The sequence below is a fragment of the Duganella sp. BJB1802 genome (assembly GCF_013369445.1).
Classification (GTDB): domain Bacteria; phylum Pseudomonadota; class Gammaproteobacteria; order Burkholderiales; family Burkholderiaceae_D; genus Rugamonas; species Rugamonas vulcania_A.
Genome location: NZ_JABWEF010000011.1, coordinates 206624 through 228091, shown reverse-complemented (window position 1 = coordinate 228091; position 21468 = coordinate 206624). Strand labels below are relative to the sequence as shown.

Genomic DNA, 21468 nt, shown 5'->3' with positions numbered 1-21468 from the left:
GGATCAGTAACCTTCCCTTACTTGATGGATAGCACCAAAGGCACTACATGACTCTAACCTTGAGCGCGCGCGCACCCGCGCAGATCGCCGCTCCCGATACCGATGCGGCGTTGCGCCTCGCCGCGACCGTGTTCGAAGCCGCGCAGGGCATGATGGTGACCGACGCGCGCGGCCGCATCATGCGGGTCAACCAGGCCTTCGTACGCATCACCGGCTACAGCCCGGAGGAGGTGCTGGGGCAGACGCCCAACCTGCTGAGCTCCGGCCGGCACGTGCCCGGCTTCTACGCGTCGATGTGGGCAGCCATTGTCCGCGATGGAAAATGGGAGGGGGAGATCTGGAACCGCCGCAAGAACGGCGAGGTCTATCCCGAACACCTGAGCATCACCGCCGTGTACGACGAGGATGGCGAGATCACCAACTATGTCGCTTCGCTAACGGACATCACCCTGAGCAAGGCGGCCAACGATGAAATCCGCAGCCTGGCCTTCTACGATCCGCTGACGCAGCTGCCGAACCGCCGGCTGCTGCTGGACCGCTTGCGGCAGGTGCTATCGGCCAGCAACCACCACGACCGCTATTGCGCGCTGATGTTCATCGACCTGGACAACTTCAAGACCCTGAACGACACGCTGGGCCACAACGTCGGCGACCAGCTGCTGTTGCAGGTGGCCGAGCGCCTGCAATCGAGCCTGCGCAAGGGCGACACCGTCGCGCGCCTGGGCGGCGACGAGTTCGTGGTGCTGGTGGAGGGCCTGAGCAGCGGCGCGGAGGAGGCGGCCGGCGAGATCGAATCGCTGGGCGCCAAGATCCTGGCCGCGTTGAACCGGCCCTACGAACTGGGAAACCACAACTGCCGCAGCACGCCGAGCATCGGCGCGACCTTGTTCCACAACGGCCAGCCGCCGCAGCCGGATGAACTGCTGATGCAGGCCGATATCGCGATGTACCAGGCCAAGCAGGCGGGCCGCAACGGCATGCGCTTCTTCGACCGGCAGATGCAGGACCGCATCAGCGAGCGGGCGAAATTGGAAAACGATTTGCGGCACGCGATGGAGCGGCATCAGTTCGCGCTGCACTATCAGGTGCAGGTGGATTTGCACGGCAAGCCGCGCGGAGCCGAGGCGCTGCTGCGCTGGCGGCGCGCGGATGGTTCATGGGTGCCGCCAGCAAGCTTCATCCCGCTGGCCGAGGAAACCGGCCTGATACTGCCGATAGGCCACTGGGTGCTGAACGCCGCCTGCGCGCAGATCAAGGAGTGGCAGTCGGTGCGCGGGATGGAGCAGCTGATCCTGGCGATCAACGTCAGCGCGCAGCAGTTCCGCCAGCCCGATTTCGGCGATGTGGTGCGCGCGGCGGTGGAGCGCCACGGCATCGATCCGCGCTTGCTGAAGCTGGAGCTGACCGAGGGCGTGCTGCTGGAGAAGATCGAGGAGACCATCTCCTGCATGCACGCGCTGCGGGCGATCGGCGTGCGTTTCGCGTTGGACGATTTCGGCACCGGCTACTCGTCGCTGCAATACCTGAAGCGCCTGCCGCTGAACCAGCTGAAGATAGACCAGTCCTTCGTGCGCGACCTGGCCAGCGACAGCAGCGACCAGGTGATCGTGCGGACCATCATCGCGATGGCGCGCAGCCTGCAGCTGGACGTGATCGCCGAGGGCGTGGAGACGGAAGCGCAGCGCGTGCTGCTGGAGGAACTGGGCTGCCGCCGTTACCAGGGCTATCTGTACAGCCGCCCGGTGCCGGAGCCGCAGCTGCGGGCCTTGATCACGGGATGACTTCGAACAGCAGCAGCTGCGTGACCTGGTTCTTGCCGAAGTTGTCGTCGGAGATCAGCACCAGGCTTGCGTGGCCGTTGGCCAGCGTGGGGCCGAAGGACATGCCTTCCAGGTTGTCGACGATGGGCAGCTTGAGCTGGTTCACATCGAGCACCAGCCGCTTGCGCGCCGGTTGATAGCTGGCGCCGCGCAGCGACGGCAGTTGCCGGATGTCGGATGCGCCGTCCGTGTCGATTTCGAACAGGCGCACATAATCCTTGTACTTGCCGTCCGCGCCCTGCACGCCGGAGCGCTCCATCGCCAGCAGCCGCGTGTCGCTCAAGGCCACGATTTCCGAAATGCCGTTGTCGGCGAACTTGCCCTTGCCGGGCGTGGCTGGAATGGCGCCGAGCGGGTAGGCGAACTGCCCCAGCACCTTGCCGTCGCGGGCGAAATGGGTGATGCGGTTGACCGCGCCCTGTTCGGGCGTCGGCGCCTCGCCGTCCTGGTACAGCGGGCCTTCCATCGACACCCACAGCGTGCCGCCGTCCGGCGCGAAGCTCAGTCCCTCGAAACTCAGGTTGTTGCGCGGCCCGGTCTTGTGGTCCGCCGAGACGCTGAACAAGGCCGGCAGCGGCATCGTCGAGAGATAGCGGCCATCCCGCGTGGCGTGGCGCACGAAGGGATCGAGGCCCAGGCCGACGTCGCCCTCGCTGGCGTACCAGATGCTGCCGTCGCGCGGATCGACACGGATGGTCTCCAGGTCCGGCACGACACCGCCGCGAACCTTGTAGTCTTCCTTGGATGGGTAGGTGCTGCCATCCGGCTGCAGCAGGACAGTGACGCCGGTCAGTTCGACGGCCTTGAATGCCTGTGCGTCGTAGGCCAGGCGCGCGCTGTAGTAGCGGGCGGGGTTGTTGGCGGAACGGTCGTCGCTGATGATCACCCATTCGCCGCTGGCGGCGTCGTAGTCGATGCCGGACAGGCCGCCGACCATGGTGTTCTGGAATTGCTGGCGCCAGGGCAGTCGCTGTTCGCCGATGAAGCGAAGGCTTGCTATCGACGTTGGCGGCGCCTTGGTCTCGGTCAGCGGGGCGCAGGCGGCCAGGATGAATGTGCAGGCGATGAGCGATGCGGCCTGGCGCCGCATCGTGAAGAAAATATTCGTGTTCATCGCCGCAGTATAGCGCGGCTGACGCGCTTAGACGATCAGGCCAGTGCTTCGGCGGGGCCAAAGAACTCGTAGTAGGTCTGCGATTGCGGCACGCCCAGTTCCTGCAGGTGCGACTTGATCGCCTTCATGAACGGCGTCGGGCCGAGGAAGTAGGCTTCGACGTCGCGCGTCTCCGGCATCCAGGCGTTCAAGCGCTGCTGGTCGATGTAGCCGGTGGCGTGCGGCTGCGGGCCGCTGTCGTTGGCCGCTTCGTAGCAGTAGAAGCGCTGCAGTTGCGGGTGCTGCGCCGCCAGCGCGTCGACCTGGTCGCGGAAGGCGTGCACATTGGCGTGGCGCGCCGCGTGGATGAAGTGGATGCGGCGGCCGGTGGTCAGCGCTTCCGTCAGCATCGCCAGCGTTGGCGTGATGCCGACGCCGCCGCTGATCAGCACCAGCGGCTTGTCGCTGTCGGCCAGCGTGAAGTCACCGGCCGGCGGCACCAGTTTCAGGTTGTCGCCAATGCCGACATGGTCGTGCAGGTAATTGGACACCGCGCCGCCCGGCTCGCGCTTGACGCTGATGCGGTAGGTGCTGCCGTTGCTGGCAGCGGACAGCGAATACTGGCGGCGCTGTTCTTCGCCGTTCACGTCGACCACCAGGCCGATGTACTGGCCCGGCGCATGCGCGACGACCTTGCCGCCGTCCGCCGGTTGAAGGACGAAGGAGGTGACTTCATCGCTCTCCGCCGTCTTCGACACGACCTTGAATTCGCGCGTGCCGCTCCAGCCGCCTTCGGCCGCCGCGTTCTTGTCGTAGACGCTTTGCTCGGCGCCGGCCAGGATGTCGGCCAGCTGCCCATAGGCCGCGCCCCATGCGTCGATCACCGCGTCGGTGGCGACTTCCGCGCCCAGCACTTCGCGGATCGCCTTCAACAGCGAAGCGCCCACCATCGGATAGTGTTCGCGCTGGATCTGCAGCGACACGTGCTTGTTGACGATGGTCGACACCAGCGGACCCAGTTGCTCCAGGCGGTCGATGTTCTTCGCGTACATCAGCACCGCGTTGGCGAGCGCGCGCTGCTGGTTGCCGTCGGCCTGGTTGGCCTGGTTGAAGATCGGCTTCACCTGCGGGAAGTCGCGGAACAGCGTCATGTAGAAATGACGGGTCAGGGTCTCGCCGCCTTGTTCGAGAATGGGAACGGTGGCGCTGATGATGGCTTTTTGTTCGGTGCTGAGCATTTTGCTGTCCATGTGTGGTTTCGACATAAAGAAGTATATCACATGAATCTTTAAAGTGTCGGCGCAGGCGTAACCGAAAACCGGCGGCGCCTGGGAGGGACTGGCTTACAGATCGAACTTCAGTTCCGCCACATAGGTCCGCTGCGGGTAGGGGTGGAAGTTCCAGTACTTGTAGTTGTTGAGGTTATCGATACCCACCGCCGCGCTCCACTGCCGGTTGATGCGGTAGTGGACGCGCACATCGGTGGTGAAGTATTTGCTCGCGCCCATGTAGGCGAAGCCGTTGGGGTCCGTGTTGTCGAGCGTCGAATACTGGCTGCCGCTGTAGCGCGCGGCCAGCGTCAGCGCCAGCTTGTCGTTCGGCGCGTAGGTGGCCACGCCGGTTGCGCGCCATTCCGGAATGCGCGGCTGCCACTTGCCGACGCTGGCCTGGAACTTGTCGTTGCGGTCTATCTTCGAATCGGTCCAGGTGACGCTGGAGTTCAGCGTCAGGCCGCGCACCCAGACGTCGTCCGCCGTGTAGGCCACTTCCAGGCCCTTGGTGTTGATGCGGTCGACGTTCTGCACGGTGCTGACCACGGAGCCGGCCAGCGTATTGGTCTGCGAGTACAGCGCGTCCTGGGTGCGCTCGCCGAAGGCGGTCAGGCGCAGCAGGCCGGCGGCGAGCTTGCGTTCCGCCGTCAGCTCGGTGGTCCACGATTTTTCGGGCTTCAGGTTCGGATCGTTGTTGATCAAATCGCCGGCGGCGTTGATGCCGCCCTGGTAAAGCTCGGACACCGTCGGCATGCGAACGGCGCGGCCCAGCGAGGCTTTCAGCACCCAGTCGTCGCTGGCCTGGTATGCCAGCGCGGCTTTCGGCGACACGAAGTTCTCGCTGCGCTCCGGATGCGCTGCGGTCGCGGCGCGGTTGGAGGTGGCGCCATCGTGCGCGGTCCAGCGCTCGAAGCGGACGCCCAGCACCGTCTTCCACAAGGACGCGAAGCGCCAGCAGTCCTGCGCATACAGGCTGTTGATTTCGGTCTTGCCGGTGAAGGCGGCGTTGCGCTCGCCCGGCGCACCGTCGATCCAGTTGCTGGCGGCGTTTTCGACGCTGGCCAGTTTGTAGGCCTGCCGCTGGTAGCCGAATTCCGCGATGTGCTCCACGTTCGGACGCCATACGCCCTTGCCGGACAAGGTGTTCCAGCCGGTGCCGCCCTGGTTGACGATGCGTCCCGCGCCGCCGGACAGCGCGGCCGGCAGCGCCACGGTGGCGGCGCGCAGCACGTCCTTGTCGTAGTCGTACAGGCTGGCCGCGATCTCCCAGTCGAACACGCCCTTGGTGTGGGACTTGACGGTCAGGCCGTGCATCACGTGCTGGATGTCTTCGTTCGACAGGTTGAAGTCCGTCGGCGCCAGCGTGTAGCTGCGGCCTTCGATGTTGACGGCGCCGCTGTAGACCGGATTGCCGGCGGCGTCGCGCAGATAGGTTTGCGGACGGCCTTTCGAATCGTTGCGCCACAGGCCGAAGGTGTAGGAGGCGCGCACCGTCGGTGAAATATCGTAGGCCAGCTTGGCCTTGAACTGGTCTTGCACGGTGTGGTACTGCGTGGCCGTGCCGAGGATGAGCCATGGGTTGTTGCCGCGGTCCAGCCCTGCGACCGCGCCGGTGACGGGAAGGCCCGCGCTGCCTGGCTTGCCGGCGGCCGGCGCCTTGGTCGGGAAGGTCAGCGGCTGGCCGTCGCTGTCGGTGTGGCCGACGTCCACGTACCACGACCAGCCGCCCTGGCGGTCGCCCAGCGAGATGCTGGCCTGCTTGCCCTGGTAGTTGTCGTTGGTGTTATACAGCTTGAACGGCTGGTGTGTCAGCGACAGCTTGGCGTGGGCCTCGAACTTGGTCGGCATGCGGGTCATGTAGTCGACCACCGCGCCCACCGAGTTGCCGCCGTAGGCCGCCGAGAACGGGCCGTACAGCACATCGACACGCTCGACCTGCTCGGGGCTGACCATGCCCCAGCGCGGCGCGAACGAGGCGCCGTTGCCGAGATAGTTGGACAGCAAAATGCCGTCGGCGTACACCATCGAGCGCGCGCTGTTGCCGGTGCCGGAGGCGCGGGTGGACAGCACGGCGTGGTTGTAGTCGCCGATGTAGCGCTTGCGCACCAGGAGGCTGGGCAGGTATTTCAGCGCGTCCTCGGCGTCGGTGGCGTTGATGGACTGTTCGATGTCGTGGTGCGTGATGCCCTCGATGGTGGTCGGGATCTGCGACGGCAGCGACGTTGGCCGGTTGCCGACGATGGTCACGGTGCCCAGCATGTGGATGGGCGCCTCCTGGGCGCAGGCGAGGGTGGAGAAGGCGGCAAGCAGCGCCAGCGCCATTGGCGTTATGGTCGTTTTCATGATGTTCCTGATGTGGGGATGTTGGCCGCCTCCGCGGCTTGTGGCGGCGGGTGGCGGCGGTTACGGCAGACGATCAGGAACGGGTGGGCGGTCCGCGCGGCTTGGCGGCGGTCCAGCTGTGCAGCGGACGTGGAGCGCTGTAGAACAGTGCAGGGTAGTGGTCATGGCCGCCGATGACGGCGAAGCTGGCCGCGACCGGCGGCAGCAGCGCGTACGTGCCGCCGTGCGTGGCGCAATACGGGCAATGCTCCATCGCGTGGTCGGCGGACGGGGTGGGGGATTTCTTGACGGTGTCGGTGGAGCAGATCTCGCCGTAGCCGAACGGCGAGGCCGGGCTCATCGCCCTGGAGATCGACGGCGCGAGCGCGCTGAACAGGACGGCCAGCAGGGCGATCCAGATGTGCAGCGTTCGACGGCGCGCGAAATTGAACATGGGCAAATTATAGCGCATCCAAAAAAACGCGTACTTTCATTTGAGAATGAGAAGTGTTATCATTTGCATTGTTGAAACGCACCCTCCTGTACATCATGCCGCTGACCGCCATTCCATACCAACGTTCCCTTATTGCCGTCGCTGTCGCCTTGCTGGCGGTTCCCCTCCATGCGCAGGAAGCCGCCGGGCCGATCGAATCGATCCAGGTCTCGGGCAGCTGGCTCGGCTCGGGTTTGCAGAACAGCGTCAAGAACTTCGCCGGCGCCCGCACGGTGATGAAGAAGGAAGACATCGACAACACCGGCGCCGCCGACATCGGCGACGTGATGCGCCGCATTCCGGGCGTGCAGTCCACCGACAATTCCGGCTCGGCCGGCAGCGCGATCTCGCTCAACATCGGCGTGCGCGGCCTGACCGGGCGCTACTCGCCGCGCTCGACCGTGCTGCTGGACGGGATCCCGCTGGCGGTGGCGCCGTATGGCCAGCCGCACCTGTCGTTCGCGCCGGTCAGCCTCAACAACATTGAATCGATCGACGTGGTGCGCGGCGGCGGCGCGGTGCGCTACGGTCCGCAGAACGTCGGCGGCATCATCAACTTCCGCAGCCGCTCCATCCCGGATGCGCCGGGCGTCAGCGGCGACGCCTCGTTCCGCTACAACGACTTCGGGCAGGGTGGCCAGAACCGCCAGTACAGCGCCTTCGTCGGCACCCAGCAGGACAACGGCCTGGGCGTGGCGGTGCTGTACTCGGGCATGGCCGGCAGCGAATGGCGCGCGGGCAGCACCGAAAAGGTCAACGACCTGGCGCTGAAGTTCCGCTACCAGCTGACGCCGCACAGCGAGCTGAACGCCAAGCTGTCCTACTACGAGGTCAATTCGCGGACACCGGGCGGGCTGACGGTGGCGCAGTACAACGCCGATCCGTTCCAGAACACGCGGCCCACCGACTTCTGGAGCGGCGACCGCCGCAGCGCGGATGTCGGCTACCTGAACACCTTGTCGGCCACGCAGGAGTTCGAGGTCAAGGCCTACTACAGCGACAGCTTCCGTCAAAGCTCGCTGATCAACGCGTCCAAGACCCAGCTGACCTGGCAGCCGCGCAACTACGAGGTGTTGGGCCTGGAGCCGCGCTACACGCAGCGCTTCGCCACCGGCGGCTTGACGCATGACGTCACCGTCGGCTACCGCTTCCTGCGCGAGCGGGGCGACGACAACAACTACATCCAGACCGTGTCCACCGGCGCCAGGGGCGCGATCTCGACCTTCACCAACAGCACCGACGCGCACGCGGTCTACATCGACGACCGCATCGCCGTGGGCGCGTGGCGCATCACGCCGGGCCTGCGCTACGAGCACATCTCGTCCGAGCGCAACGACCTCGGCGCCAAGTCGGTCTTCGAGAGCGACAACAACAAGGCGCTGCCGTCGCTGAACGTGGCCTATCTGCTGAACCGTTCGCTGACCGTGTTCGCCAACTACACCACCTCGTTCGGGCCGGTGCAGAACACGCAGCTCAATTCGCAGACCCCGGCCAATCCGCTCAAGCCGGAACTGGCGAAGACGGCCGAACTGGGCGCGCGCTGGAAGACCGGCGCGGCCAGCGCCGAAATCACCGCCTTCAAGCTCAAGTTCGACAACCAGATCCTGCAGGTGCCCGGCACCGTGCCGGCCGTGTTCCGCAACATCGGCGCCACCAATCACGACGGCATCGAAACGGCGGCCGACTACACCTTCGACGACGCCGGCGCGCTGGCCGGCCTGAACGTGTACGCGAACTACACCTACACCAAGGCGATCCAGGATTCGGGCGTATCGTCGGGGATGGATGTGCCGTTCTACTCGCGCAACACGGACACGCTGGGCGCGCGCTACAGCGTCGGCGCGTGGACGGCCAACCTGTCGACCACGCATCAGAGCAAGCAGTATTCGGACTCCGCCAACACGGTGGCCGAGGCGGCCAACGGCAGCAACGGCATCGTGCCGGGCTTCCGTCTGTGGAACGCGCAATTGACCTGGAAGATGCCGGGCAAGCCGGGCTATGAGGTGATGGCCGGCGTCAACAACATCGCCGACCATCGCTATTACACCCGCAACGTCGACGGCAATGCCGGCCGCATGGTGGGCGCGCCGCGCATGGCCTACGTGCAGCTGCGCGCCAGGTTCTGAGGGGAGCTTAGTGCAGCACCCGCACTGCGGCGGGCTGCACGCTGAAGCCGGTGTAGTTCATGAACGGCGCGGCCGACATGGCCTCGGCCTGGTCCAGTTTGCGCTGGACCAGCTTGTGCCAGGCGCCGGCCCAGCGGGCCGCCAGCTGGGATTCTTCCGCCGAACGCGCACACAGCGTTCGTTCCACGGCGATTTTCTGTCTGTGCAGGGCGTAGGTGGCAGATATCAGAGTAGTCATGGTGGCGGCGAGACTGGCAAGGGTTAATTAGTATGCGGCCCTATTTTGCCCCGGCCCGCCCCCGTTTGAATGTGCGCTAGTTCACCCAAGCCATGGGAATCTCGATTTAGATGCCTAAAAGATAGATTCTGTTGCGTTTTTACATCGTTTTTCGCGGTTATGGCATGAAAGCCTGATCCATTAGTTGTTCGATGGAATAGGGCAGGCTGTGCGGAAACACGTCTTCGCCGAGGCCGGTTTCCTCCGCGGCGCGGCGGCGGGCGATCGGATAACATTCGGTGGCGTATTTCGGAACCAGTTTTCGTGTGCTGGGGCTGGTCTTCAGCAATCGCGAAAGGCGGTAGCGCTGCTCGATGAGCGTCGACCTCCATTTGTTTTGCGGATAGTCCTTTTGATACTGGCACTTGAGCAGGTGCATGATCAACACCGTCAGCCGGCTGTCCAGTTCGTGCTCATATTGCTTTTTCATGCCATCGAGCTCCGCGACCAGGTTGTCCACGTCCAGCTCGGCGAACCTGTGTTCCAGCAGCAGTTGGATTTGTGCGTCCATCCACAGCGCCAGATCCTCGTCGTAGGTATGCATGTCGCACCTCCAGAGTCGTCAGGCTAATCCTATGCCGCTTCCCGCGTTTGATGCCACTCAATAGAAATACGGGGTCTTGCGCGCCCATTCATTGTTCTTGTAACGCTTGTGCAGCAGGGTGAACGCGCTCTTCGACAGCGTCTTGGCGTCGGCGTCCAGGCAGCCGCCGCGTGTCGATTGCACGGTCACGTACAGCAGCCATGGCAGTTCCGGGTCGGTCGGCACGGCGGTGGCGCGCCGCATGACGTAGTCGCCGATGTAGCCGGTGGCCGTCTTCAGGCCGGCGAGCTGCGCCAGCTCCTGGTTGCGCGCGGCGCTGTTGCCCAGCTCGGGCATCGGCAGCGTATGTTCGGCGTCGATGTTTTCGCCGTAGCTGGCGCCGGGCTTGGCGGGCAGCTTGCACCACATGTCGGCCAGCGTCTCGTCCGGTGCGCGCATCTTGATCTCGGCGGTGGCGCCGCTGTACATCGGCGACAGGCCATACTTCACGGCGTTCAGCAGCATCCAGTAGCGGTGCTCCGGCGTGCCGGCCAGCTTGCGGTACTTCTGCATGACGGGCGCCAGCACCGGCGCGTTCTGCTCGATCTGCTGGGCCGCGTTCAACGCCGCTTCGTCCTGTCCCAGCAGGTCGGAGCGCATCCACGCCGCCACGGCGATCTGCGTGCGCAAGGGCTTGGACAGTTTGGTGTTCGCGGCCAGCGCCGACAGGTCAGCCACCGACAGGCCGCTGTTCAGCCATCGCGTGCCGTCCGCCGCGACGTCCACGCGGACCTTGTCGGCGCCGCCTTCCTCGCTGGCCTTGGCCTGTTCGCCCGTGTCGGGATCGAGATCGCGGCTGGCGGTGCGCAGCAGATAGTTGGCGGCGTCCGCCGGCGACGACGCCACCGCGAAGCGCTCCTGCAGGAACTGGTTGCGCGTGCTGCTCGAATTGCTGGTCGCCAGCGCGGGGCCGGCCAACGCCGCATCGCCCACCGCGCGCGCCTTGTCGGCCTGATTGCTCAAGCGGTAGTGGCGGGCCAGCGCGTGGCGCATGGTCAGGTATTCGGGCGTGCCGGACGCCACCTGCTGCGCCGCCTTCTCCAGCTCCGGCGTCAGCCTCTCGGACAACATGACGGCGGCCAGCAGCCACACGCGAGCCTGCGCCTTGTTGCCCTCCTTGGCGTAGCGGTTCCACAGGTCGACCGCGTGCGCGCGCTCCACCGCGCAGCTGCGTTTGGCCTCGTACTCCTGGCATTGCTGGACGGTCTGCAGCCAGTCGATGAAGCCGGCGCTGGCGCGCAGGGCGGGGCGGGCGTCGGTCTGGTCGGCGCCGGGCGGCTGCAGCAGGTCGTTGGCCAGCACGCGCCAGTCGCCCAGATGATCGTCCTGGTACGGATTGGCGCGCGGATCGTCCAGCAACTTGCTCAGTTCCGCGAAGCGCAGCGTAGGCGTGAGCCGCACCTGCATGCTGCGCACGATGGCGCGGGTGGCCTCGTGCAGCGACGCCAGTTCCGGGTTGGCGAGGATATGATCGGCGCTGGCCTGTATCGCCGCCAGCTTCTTCTGCGCCGCCGCCAGGCGTGCCGCGGCGGCGGCCGGACTTTCGCGCTTCGCGTCGAGCCGTTCCTGCCAGGCCGCCTGGTCGGCGTTCGGGCCCGGGACATACGTGGCGGCGCGCGCCTGCGAGCGCAGGCTCAGATACTCGCCCCACTGGCGCAGCGGATGCTTGTCGGTGGCGCCGATCCTGGCGAACAGGTTGGCGCTCAAGGGGTAGTTCTCGCCGTAGAACGCGGCGGAGGCCAGCTGATATTGCTGCACCTGGCGCCAGTACAGCGCTTCCGTGGCGGGCAGCTCGGCCGGCGCGGGGATCACGCGTTTGGTTTCATCGAAGCGGTTGCGTGGCGCATCCACATCGTCGCCGCAGAATTTGAAGACCTGCCGCTGCGTCGCCACCCATGCGTTGAGACGCGCCGGCGTCGCATCGGGACGGCGCGCCAGGTCGTTCAGCGTGGACGTGGCGAAGGTGTAGCCGCCGAGCGGACAATTCAGGTAGCCGTTGGCCATGCTGTCGTCGGCCTTGGGCGCTGCGGGCGCCTGCTTCAACGCGGCGCCGACGGCGGCCAGCCAGGCGCCATAGACCTTCTTGCCCTCGGTGGCATCGACCCAGCCGCCATTGCGGCTGCCGATGGCGCGCAGCAGGCCGCCCTGCGGATTGGGCACGGACTTCAAGCCGTCGGCGCCCAGTTGCACGGTGCGCCAGGCGGTGTACAGGTACATGCGGTCGTAGCTGGGCAGCAGCACGCCCAGTTCGCCGGATTGATAGCGGTTGAGCGCGATATCCGGCCCGCTGCGGTTGACGTAGGGATCCCACGGGCCGCCACTGCTGGCGGCGGCGTGGGCGCAGGCCAGCAGCGCCGTGGCGATGACGAGTGGGCGTAGAGGTTTGATCATGGGGAGCTCCTTGAAAGCGGCGGCAGGTCCGCACCGTCGCGCTTCCACGCGTAGCGGTCGAACCAGTAGGTTTTGCGATAGCGCGCCGCCACCTGCGGCGCGAAGGGTTCCTGCGGCGAGAAGCCCGCGCTGCCCGCGCGGCAGCTGGCGTGCAGCGTGGCGGGCGATTGTTCGACGATGTCGCGCATGGTGGCGCTGTCCCGGCCCATGCGGAAGAACATCGGCACCACCTCGTCGGCGGCCAGTCCGTCCAGCCAGGCCGGCGAGCGGCACCACCAGGCCAGCGCGGTCACGCTCAATTTGATCTGCGGCGGCAGCGCGCCGCGCAGCTGCCGCACCAGCGAACGATAGAACTCGCGTTGCGACGGCTTGGCTTCCATGTCCAGCTGCACCCAGCCGGAGGTGCTGGCGGCGGCCGCGTCGAGCAGCGCGTGCACGATGATCGCGCGGCTGGCTTCAATGTCCTGCGGCGGGTTGACGGTGCTCACTTCGACATGCAGCACCGGCGTGATCCGCGTGGCGGCGGGCATCGCGGGCTGGCGCATGCGCGGACGCGTACGCACGGCGTCGCCGGTCAGCAGGATGTGGCGTTGCAGGACCGCCGCCTCGGTGGTGGACCACGAAGGCAGCAGGGCTTCATCCCACAGCCAGGCGACTGCCTGCGCGCGCGCGGCGCAGTGGCAAAGCAGCAGGGCGCTGAGGATAAGGCGAAGAAAAAGGGAGGGCATCGGAAAACGGGGCGACAAGGTGCCCCATTTTACCGATGTTTATTATTTACGCAAGATTGATCTATTTGCCTTCCAGCGCGGCGATGGCCGCCGCCACGCCCGCGCCGTAGGCTGGATCGGCCTGCGTGCAGTGGTGGATGTGCCGCTGCTGCACGGCCTTCGACACGCCGTGGATGGCGCGCGCCGTGTTCTCGAACAGCAGCTGCTTTTTCTCGGCCGTCAGGAGGCGGAACAGATTGCCCGGCTGCGAGTAGTAGTCGGTGTCGACGCGATGATCCCAGTGGCCGGCCGCGCCTTCCAGCGACAGCGGCGGTTCGGCGAACTGCGGCTGTTGCTGCCATTCGCCATGGCTGTTCGGCTCATACGAGGTGCTGGCGCCGTGGTTGCCGTCGGTACGCATGGCGCCGTCGCGGTGGTAGCTGTGGAACGGGCACTTCGGCGCGTTGACCGGGATCGCGTGATGGTTCACGCCCAGGCGGTAGCGGGCCGCGTCGCCATACGAGAACAGGCGCGATTGCAGCATGCGGTCCGGCGAGAAGCTGACGCCGGGGACCACATTGGCCGGCGAGAAGGCCGACTGCTCGACCTCCGCGAAGTAGTTCTCCGGATTGCGGTTCAGTTCCAGCACGCCGACGTCGATCAGCGGGTAGTCCTTGTGCGGCCAGATCTTGGTCAGGTCGAAGGGGTTGTACGGCACCTTGGAGGCCTCGGCTTCCGGCATGATCTGCACCGCCAGCTTCCAGCGTGGGAAGTCCTTGTTCTCGATGGCGTCGAACAGGTCGCGCTGCGAGCTTTCGCGGTCGCGGCCCACCACGTCAGCCGCTTCGGCGTCGCTGAAGTTCTCGATACCCTGCTGGCAGACGAAGTGGAACTTGACCCAGAAGCGCTCATTCTTCGGGCTGATGAAGCTGAAGGTGTGGCTGCCGAAACCGTGCATGTGGCGGTAGCCTTTCGGGATGCCGCGATCGCTCATGACGATGGTGATCTGGTGCAGTGCCTCCGGCAGCAGGGTCCAGAAGTCCCAATTGTTTTCGGCGCTGCGCAGATTGGTCTTGGGATCGCGCTTGACGGCGTGGTTCAGGTCCGGGAACTTGAGCGGATCGCGGAAGAAGAACACCGGCGTGTTGTTGCCCACCACGTCCCAGTTGCCTTGCTCGGTGTAGAACTTGACGGCGAAGCCGCGGATATCGCGTTCCACATCGGCCGCGCCACGTTCGCCGGCCACGGTGGAGAAGCGCATGAAGATGTCGGTCTTCTTGCCCACTTCGGAGAACAGCGCCGCGCGCGTGTACCGGCTGATGTCGTGGGTGACGGTGAAGGTGCCGAAGGCGCCCGAGCCCTTGGCGTGCATGCGGCGCTCCGGGATCACCTCGCGCGCGAAGTGGGCCAGCTTTTCAAGATGCCATACGTCCTGCAGCAGCGCCGGGCCGCGCGGGCCGGCGGTCTGGATGTTCTGATTGTCGACGACCGGCGCGCCGGCTGCGGTGGTGAGGTTCTTCATGTCGTTCCTTCAGCGGTGTTGAGGGTGAATGGAAAACGCCAGCATAACCAAGCGCGGCCCGCCGCGCAGCCCCCATTAGGGAGAGTGCGCCGCCGGAAGACGCTGCATCTGCGCCAGCGCCAGGGTCGGATACAACGGTGGACTGAGCACGCGCGCCACCGTGCGCGCCATCATGGCGCAGGCCATCAGGCTAAGCACCATCGCGTGGCCGTCCACCATCTCCATCACGATGATGAAGGAGGTCAGCGGCGCCTGGGTCGCCGCCGCCAGGAAGCCTACCATGCCCAGCGCGATCAAGGCGCTGGCCTGGGGATAGGCGAGCAATTGGGCGATGTCGTTGCCGAGCGCCGCGCCGATCGCCAGCGAAGGCGCGAAGATCCCGGCCGGTACGCCGGACCATGCGGTCAGCCAGGTGGCGATGAATTTGAAGAAGAAAAAGATGGCGGGGCTGTGGCCGGAGCCGTCGATCATCGCCCGCGTGTGGCTGTAGCCGCTGCCGTTGACGGCGCCGCCCGACAGCAGGCCGATGCCGGCGATGGCCAGGCCGCAGCCGGCGGCGAAGATGACCGGCCAACGCAGCCGCATCCGGCTGAACCAGTCCGGCGAGGTTCCGCTCAGGGAAGCCAGCAGCAGGCGCGAAAACAGGCCGCCCGCCAGGCCGCTCAGCAGCGTCACCAGCAGGCCTGGGAGCACCAGCGACAGGTCGATGCCGGCGGCGTGGATCATGCCGAAGTAGGTGGCGTTGCCGTTGACCGAGACCGCCATCAGGCCGGCCAGCACGATGGCGGCCATCAGCAGGCCGCTGCTGCGCTGCTCCGGTGTGCGCGACAATTCCTCGATGGCGAACATGACGCCGGCCAGCGGCGTGTTGAAGGCGGCGGCGATGCCGGCCGCGCCGCCCGCCACCAGCAGCCCGTGGGCGGTGACGGCGCTGCGTTCCGGCAGCCAGCGGCGCGCCGCCAGCATGACGCCGGCCGCGACCTGCACCGACGGCCCCTCGCGGCCCAGCGAGAGGCCGGCCAGGAAGCCGGCCGCAGTCAGCACCAGTTTGGCGACGCTGAGCTTGAGCGAGACGAACAAGCCCAGTTGGTGGCTGGCGACGCCGGGCTCCAGTCCCGCCATCACCTGCGGGATGCCGGAACCGGCGGCGCCGGGCACATAGCGGCGCGTCAGCCAGACGATGGCGGCGGTGGCCAGCGGCGTCCACAGCAAGGGTGCCCACCAGTGCCATGCGCACAGCGCCACGAATTGTTCGAAGGCGTGCTCGGACAACCAGGTAAAGCCAACCACCACCAGGCCGGCGAGGGCGGCGAAGGCCACCACCAGGCTGCGTGAGCCCCAGACGCGCCAGTCGCTGAACTCCTTGCGGAAAGCGCGGCGGATATTGTGCTTGGTCTGCATAGGCTGAAACCGGGCGCCCAAGTAAAAACGCCCGGCTTGCGGCCGGGCGTTGGAGGGGATGCTTACTTGCTTGGGTAGACGATGTCTGCGCGGCGGTTCTGGGCGCGGGTGGCGTCGTCCTTGCCGGAGGCTTTTTCTTTACCGTAGCTGATGGCTTCCATCTGGCCGTCTTTCGCGCCTTGTACTTTCAGGGCGGTGATCACGGCTTGCGCGCGGCGCTGGCCCAGGGCCAGGTTGTATTCCGCGCCGCCGCGTTCGTCGGTGTTGCCTTCGACTTTGACCGACACGTTAGGGTTCGACGACAGGAACTTGCCGTGGTCGGCGACCAGGGCGTTGAACTCAGGCTTGACGTTGTACTTGTCGAAGTCGAAGAACACGCTGCGGTTCTTGTAGATCGAGCTGTTCGGGTCCAGGTAGGCTGGCAGCGACACGGCGACTGGAGCGGCCACTGGAGCTGGTGCTGGTGCGGCCGGTGCGGCTTTGACTGGCTCTGGTGCCGGTGCTGGAGCGACGACTGGTGCTGGGGTGCTGCAAGCGCTCAGAACAGCCAGTGCGCAGGATGCCAGCAGGATTTTTTGTTGTGCTTTCATGGAATACTCCCGAAATAGTTCAATTGTTTTGGACTTGCATGGGGTGTGAGGCTTGGACACCAGCCGCGACCGACATTATATAAGGGTTTCCCTCAGAAGTATTGGCTTGCTGCATTATTTTTTTATCCAAGGCGAAAAAGGGGCCAGATCCTTGCCCGCTTCCACGTACCAGGCGCGGCGCGTGATGTCGAACTGGGCGCCCAGGGCCTTGACCTGGTCCTTCTCCTGATAGGTGGCGGTCAGGTATTGGCGCGCGGCCGGGGCGGCCAACGGCGCGGCCGGCCTGGCCTGGTTGCGGGCGATGGCGGCCTCGGCCGCCGCAGCCGATTTCTGCAGGCGCATCTGCGCGATGAAGCCGCTGCGCAGCGCGGCGTCGGCCGGCGAGAGCAGCGTGAGGCGCGCGCGGGCGCGGGTGGCGCCGACGTAGAACAGGTTTTCCTCCTCGGCCTTCGGTTGCGTCGGGTTCGGGAATTCGTCGGCCTGCAGGAAGGGCAGGATCACGTGCTCGAACTCCTTGCCCTTGGCGTTGGCCACGCATTCGATCAGCACCGCCTTGCGGTCGCGCCTGCGGCGCACGAAGGCTTCGCGCGCGTTGAGCGCGGCCCAGAACTCGGCCAGCGTGTGGCCGGAGGCGGCCGCCGCGTCGAGCAGGCCGGCCACCGATTTGTTGACCACGCCCGCCTCGTACGGCCGCACGAAGATGCGGCGCGCGGTCGCCACCAGCTTGACGCGCTCGCACATCTCGGTCAGCACGGCAGCCGCCGGTGTGGCCGGATCGACTTCCGACAGCCAGGCGATGGTGGCGATCACGGCCCGCTTGGTGGCCAGGCTGGCGACGTCGCGGTAGTTCGGCTCGTCGCCGTCGCGCTGCTCGTCGTCGATGTGGAACAGTTCCCCCAGCAGCGCCGGGTCCTTGGTGATCTGGGCCTTGAAGTTGTCCATGCGCCGCGCCGGGAAGCGCATCTCGCTGAAGGCCACCATGGCGTCGACGATGGCGGTACGCACCTGCTCCGATTTGACGGCGCTGAAATCCTTGAGCGCGATCGCCAGCAGGCCGCGCAGGAACAGGATCTCGTCGCGCTGCAGGTAGCCGGCCATGGCGGGCGTGCGGTAGTCGATGTCGGCCTCGATCAGCGCGTTCTCGATCGCCATCGACTGGTGGCGGTCGCGGATCAGGATGGCGCAGCCGTCGAGCGCGTGGCCGTCGGCCTTCCATTGCCGGATCGCGGCCACGGCCTGCTGCGCGCAGGCGGCGGCGTTGTCGTAGTGGGCGTGGCGGATCTCGGTGTGCAGCGGCAGGCTCGATTCGACCGGCTTCTGCTTGAACTCCGCCATCGCGTAGGCCAGGTGCGGGCCGTGGCGGTAGGTGTAGGTCAGCGGGTAGCGCACCAGCTTGGGGTAGTTCTGGCCGAAGCGGCGGTTCAGGTATTCCTCGCTGGCGCCCAGCTTGGCGTGGATCACCTGGTCCTTGTCGCCGGCGCCGACGAAGAAGCACTGCGGCCTGGCGATCAGCGCGTCGAGGATCCGGAAGGCCGCCTCGTTCAGGTCGTGCAGCTCGTCGCACAGCACCAGCCGGTAGTCGGGGAAGTGCTCGGCCAGGCGCGCGCCCGCCTGCAGGTTGCAGGCCAGGTCGTAGGTGGCGTCGAACGGGCCGCGGAACACCGCGCCGGCGCCGCCGTCCAGGCGCAGGGTCTCGTATTCCACCGTGGTCAGGTAGTCGGTCAGCGGCACGCCCATCTGCTCGGCGATGTCCTCAAGGCCCATGTATTCGACGTCGGCGGCCAGCGCCATGGTCGCCTTCAGTTGCAGCTGCACGTCGAGGAACTGGGCCAGCGCGATGCTGTGGGTTTGCGGATCGAGGCCGTCCAGGCGGCCGGCGTAGCGCTCGGCCACGCGGTCGATCGCGGCCAGCGCGTAGTCCTTCAGCTGGCGCGCCTCGGCGCATTGCCGCAGGCCGTCGCCGTCGATGGTGTCGAGCTGGAACGCGGCGAAGTCCTCGAAGGTCAGCACGGCGACGCGGCTGGCCAGCGCGTGGGGCACGCCGACGTCGAGCAGGCGCTGGCGCATGACGTCGCGCGCTTCCGGCGTGAAGGTCAGCGCCAGGATCTGTTCCGGCGCCAGCTTGCGCGCCAGCGCCTCGCCGATGCGCAGCGCCAGCGTGGTGGTCTTGGCGGCGCCGGCGTTGGCGTCGACCAGCACCACCTTGTGCTGCGCCAGCTGGATGGCGGTCTGCTCGGGTGTGGGGATCAGGCCTTGCGGGGTGAAGCGGGGAGGATTGGCATCGTTCATCCGCTACATTATAGCGACCGGCGCGCGGGTGCCGGTGACGGATGCCGCCGTTGCCGCCGTGACGGGCGGCTTCGGGTGCAGGCGCGCGGTGGCCCCTTCGATGAACTGGGCGCTGAACAGGCGCCGTTCCACCAGCGTTTCGCGGCTGTCGATGACGGCGCACAGCAGGTTGGCGGCGGCGGCGGCCATCTTGGGCATGGGCTGGCGCAGCGTGGTCAGGTTGTAGCTCAGCCAGTTGGATGGCTCGACCGCGTCGAAGCCGGCCACCGACAACTGGCCCGGCACGTCGATGCCCAGTTCATGGCGGGCGCAATCGAGGCAGCCGATGGCCATCACGTCGCTGCCGCACAGGATGACGTCCGGCACGCCGCCCATTTTCTCGATCAGCGCCTTCAGGCCGGAGGCGCCGCTGTCATAGTCGTACTCGCCCGGCACGATCACCGGCGGCGGCAGGCCCAGCTCGGCCAGCCGTTCGCAGGCGCCGCGGCGGCGCTCGCCGGCCACGGTGGTGTCGGTGGTACCGCCGATGATGCCGAAGCGGCGGTGGCCGGCGGCGGCCAGGCGCGAGACCAGCGTGCGGCCGGCCTCCAGATGGTCGCAGGTGACGGTGTTGACCGACTGGTTGCGCAGCGTGCGGTTGAACAGCACCAGCGGCATGCCGCGCCGCTCGAATTCGGCCACGTGGTCGTCGGACAGGCGGGCGGCCACGATCGCGCCGTCGACCTGGAATTGCCAGACGTCGTTGAGCACGCGGTCGACATCGGCCTCGCGCGCCAGCGGGAACAGCAGCACGCGCTTGCCCAGCGCGCTCAGTTGCTCGCTCAGCTCGGCCAGCAGTTCCGGGTAGTAGAGGTTGGACTTGTTGGTGATCAGCACCGCGACCATGTTGGAGCGGCGCGTGATCAGGCTGCGGGCGGCGGCGTTGGGAATGTAGTCCAGCAGCGCGGCGGCCTTCATCACCCGCGCGTGGGTGGACTTGGATACGCTGGCGCCGGGCTTGAAGCAGCGCGACACGGCCGATTGCGACACCCCGGCCACGATGGCCACGTCGTACGAGGTGACGCGGCGGGCTTCACGGGCGATACTGGCTTTGTGTTCGGTCGCGCAGACTTGGATGGTCGGCTTGGATTTGGTCATCGTCTCTGGCCTGCAGGCTGCGGCTTGCTTATTTATTAGTGAAACCAGCATAATCAAAATCTTACTCGATAGCAATAATAATCGTTTTTCTTTCAAGAAATATTCAGCCAGGTGTGGCCTCCCTGCAATTTTTCCTGAGGGCGCGGGATTTCTGCTAAAATAACGCCCCTTTATTCACGTGAAGGGTCGACATGGCCAATGCTTGCGGCGTCGATTTTGGCACGTCAAATTCCACGGTGGGCTGGGTGCGTCCCGGACATCCGGTGATGTTGGAACTGGAAGACGGCAAGGCCACCTTGCCGTCGGTGGTTTTCTTCAACGCCGAGGACGAAGAGGTCACCTTCGGACGTGCGGCGCTGGCCGAATATCTGGCCGGCTACGAGGGGCGTTTGATGCGCTCCATGAAAAGTTTGCTCGGCACCAGCCTGATCGACGGCCAGACCGAGGTGGGCGGCCGCGCGCTGCCGTTCCGTACCTTGCTGTCGCAGTTCATCGGTGAGGTGAAGCGCCGCGCCGAGCAGTCGGCCGGGCGCCAGTTCACGTCGGCCGTGTTCGGCCGTCCGGTGCACTTCATCGACGACAGCCGGGAAAACGACCAGTTGGCCGAGGACACGCTGGCCGAGGTGGCCCGTTCCGTCGGCTTCAAGGACATCGCCTTCCAGTTCGAGCCGATCGCGGCCGCGTTCGACTACGAGTCGCAGATCAGCCGCGAGGAGCTGGTGCTGATCGCCGACATCGGCGGCGGCACCTCGGACTTTTCGCTGGTGCGCCTGTCGCCCGAGCGCGCCAAGAAGACCGAACGGCGCGACGACATCCTGGCCAACGGCGGCGTGCACATCGGCGGCACCGACTTCGATAAATACCTGAGCCTGTCTTCCGTGATGCCGCTGCTGGGCTATGGCAGCCGGCTGCGCAACAACAGCGAGGTGCCGTCCAGCTACTTCTTCAACCTGGCGACCTGGCACACCATCAACCAGGCCTACACCAAGAAGATGTGGACCCAGCTGTCCGACCTGCTGCGCGATTCGGCCGAGCAGGAAAAGCTGGGCCGCCTGCAGAAGCTGATCGACCAGCGCGCCGGCCACTGGCTGGCGATGAAGTCGGAAGAGGGCAAGATCGCGCTGTCCGACGCGCCGAAAGTCACGCTGGAGCTGGACCGCCTGTCGCCGGCCGTGACGCTGGAGCTGTGCCGCGAACAGTTTGACGACGCCATCGGCCATCTGGTCGGCTCGGTCGAGAGCACGGTGCTGAGTCTGCTGCGCGACGCCGGCGTGGCGCCGGCCGACGTGGACACGGTATTCTTCACCGGTGGTTCGAGCGGCGTGCGGATGCTGCGCGAGCGCATCGGTGCGCTGGTGCCGTCGGCCCGCAAGGTTGAAGGCGACCTGTTCGGCAGCATCGGCGCCGGTTTGGCGCTGGACGCCGTGCGCAAGTTCGGCTAATCAA

The 21468-nt window shown here is 66.2% G+C and carries 16 protein-coding genes; 3 read left to right on the top strand and 13 right to left on the bottom strand.

Features of this window, described 5'->3' with window-relative positions:
• Positions 1–47: 47 nt before the first annotated feature.
• Positions 48–1781 (top strand): bifunctional diguanylate cyclase/phosphodiesterase, encoded by a 1734-nt coding sequence (locus tag HUX88_RS18635; RefSeq protein WP_176362727.1) that lies wholly within the window; start codon positions 48–50, stop codon positions 1779–1781.
• Here HUX88_RS18635 and HUX88_RS18630 read toward each other — a convergent pair.
• The 4 genes from HUX88_RS18630 to HUX88_RS18615 form a co-directional block, all read right to left on the bottom strand.
• Positions 1771–2934, bottom strand: coding sequence for an esterase-like activity of phytase family protein (locus HUX88_RS18630; protein WP_176362726.1), 1164 nt, complete (start codon positions 2932–2934; stop codon positions 1771–1773). The genes HUX88_RS18635 and HUX88_RS18630 overlap by 11 nt on opposite strands.
• Before the next feature lie 35 nt (positions 2935–2969).
• On the bottom strand, positions 2970–4151 hold the full coding sequence (gene hmpA / locus HUX88_RS18625) for an NO-inducible flavohemoprotein (RefSeq protein WP_176362748.1): 1182 nt from the start codon (positions 4149–4151) through the stop codon (positions 2970–2972).
• Between the two features lie 105 nt (positions 4152–4256).
• On the bottom strand, positions 4257–6527 hold the full coding sequence (locus tag HUX88_RS18620) for a TonB-dependent receptor (RefSeq protein ID WP_176362725.1): 2271 nt from the start codon (positions 6525–6527) through the stop codon (positions 4257–4259).
• Positions 6528–6600: 73 nt separating this feature from the next.
• Positions 6601–6960: a DUF2946 domain-containing protein gene (locus HUX88_RS18615; RefSeq protein ID WP_117010610.1), complete on the bottom strand. Its 360-nt coding sequence runs from the start codon at positions 6958–6960 to the stop codon at positions 6601–6603.
• Between the two features lie 95 nt (positions 6961–7055).
• Here HUX88_RS18615 and HUX88_RS18610 point away from each other — a divergent pair, with 95 nt between their 5' ends.
• The gene (locus HUX88_RS18610; protein WP_176362747.1) at positions 7056–9125 is read left to right on the top strand and encodes a TonB-dependent siderophore receptor; all 2070 of its coding nucleotides are present in this window, start codon (positions 7056–7058) and stop codon (positions 9123–9125) included.
• Positions 9126–9132: 7 nt separating this feature from the next.
• Here HUX88_RS18610 and HUX88_RS18605 read toward each other — a convergent pair whose 3' ends face one another.
• From HUX88_RS18605 to HUX88_RS18565, 9 genes are all read right to left on the bottom strand, one after another.
• Positions 9133–9363, bottom strand: coding sequence for a hypothetical protein (locus HUX88_RS18605; protein ID WP_161088589.1), 231 nt, complete (start codon positions 9361–9363; stop codon positions 9133–9135).
• A gap of 157 nt (positions 9364–9520) precedes the next feature.
• Positions 9521–9946 (bottom strand): DUF29 domain-containing protein, encoded by a 426-nt coding sequence (locus tag HUX88_RS18600; protein WP_176362724.1) that lies wholly within the window; start codon positions 9944–9946, stop codon positions 9521–9523.
• A 57-nt stretch (positions 9947–10003) separates the two neighbouring features.
• A complete protein-coding gene (locus HUX88_RS18595) occupies positions 10004–12376 on the bottom strand; it encodes a hypothetical protein (protein ID WP_176362723.1) in 2373 nt (790 codons plus the stop codon).
• Positions 12373–13104: a hypothetical protein gene (locus tag HUX88_RS18590; protein WP_117010479.1), complete on the bottom strand. Its 732-nt coding sequence runs from the start codon at positions 13102–13104 to the stop codon at positions 12373–12375. The genes HUX88_RS18595 and HUX88_RS18590 overlap by 4 nt, the downstream gene beginning before the upstream one ends.
• Before the next feature lie 61 nt (positions 13105–13165).
• The gene (locus tag HUX88_RS18585) at positions 13166–14605 is read right to left on the bottom strand and encodes a catalase (RefSeq protein ID WP_176362722.1); all 1440 of its coding nucleotides are present in this window, start codon (positions 14603–14605) and stop codon (positions 13166–13168) included.
• Positions 14606–14680: 75 nt separating this feature from the next.
• Positions 14681–16006 (bottom strand): chloride channel protein, encoded by a 1326-nt coding sequence (locus HUX88_RS18580; protein ID WP_117010481.1) that lies wholly within the window; start codon positions 16004–16006, stop codon positions 14681–14683.
• 62 nt (positions 16007–16068) lie between these two features.
• Complete coding sequence (locus HUX88_RS18575; RefSeq protein WP_117010482.1) at positions 16069–16596, bottom strand: OmpA family protein; 528 nt, start codon at positions 16594–16596, stop codon at positions 16069–16071.
• Positions 16597–16710: 114 nt separating this feature from the next.
• Positions 16711–18885 (bottom strand): ATP-dependent helicase, encoded by a 2175-nt coding sequence (locus tag HUX88_RS18570; RefSeq protein ID WP_176362721.1) that lies wholly within the window; start codon positions 18883–18885, stop codon positions 16711–16713.
• Between the two features lie 3 nt (positions 18886–18888).
• A complete protein-coding gene (locus HUX88_RS18565) occupies positions 18889–20022 on the bottom strand; it encodes a LacI family DNA-binding transcriptional regulator (protein WP_176362720.1) in 1134 nt (377 codons plus the stop codon).
• Between the two features lie 191 nt (positions 20023–20213).
• Here HUX88_RS18565 and HUX88_RS18560 point away from each other — a divergent pair, with 191 nt between their 5' ends.
• On the top strand, positions 20214–21464 hold the full coding sequence (locus HUX88_RS18560) for an Hsp70 family protein (protein ID WP_176362719.1): 1251 nt from the start codon (positions 20214–20216) through the stop codon (positions 21462–21464).
• The last annotated feature ends 4 nt before the right edge of the window (positions 21465–21468 follow it).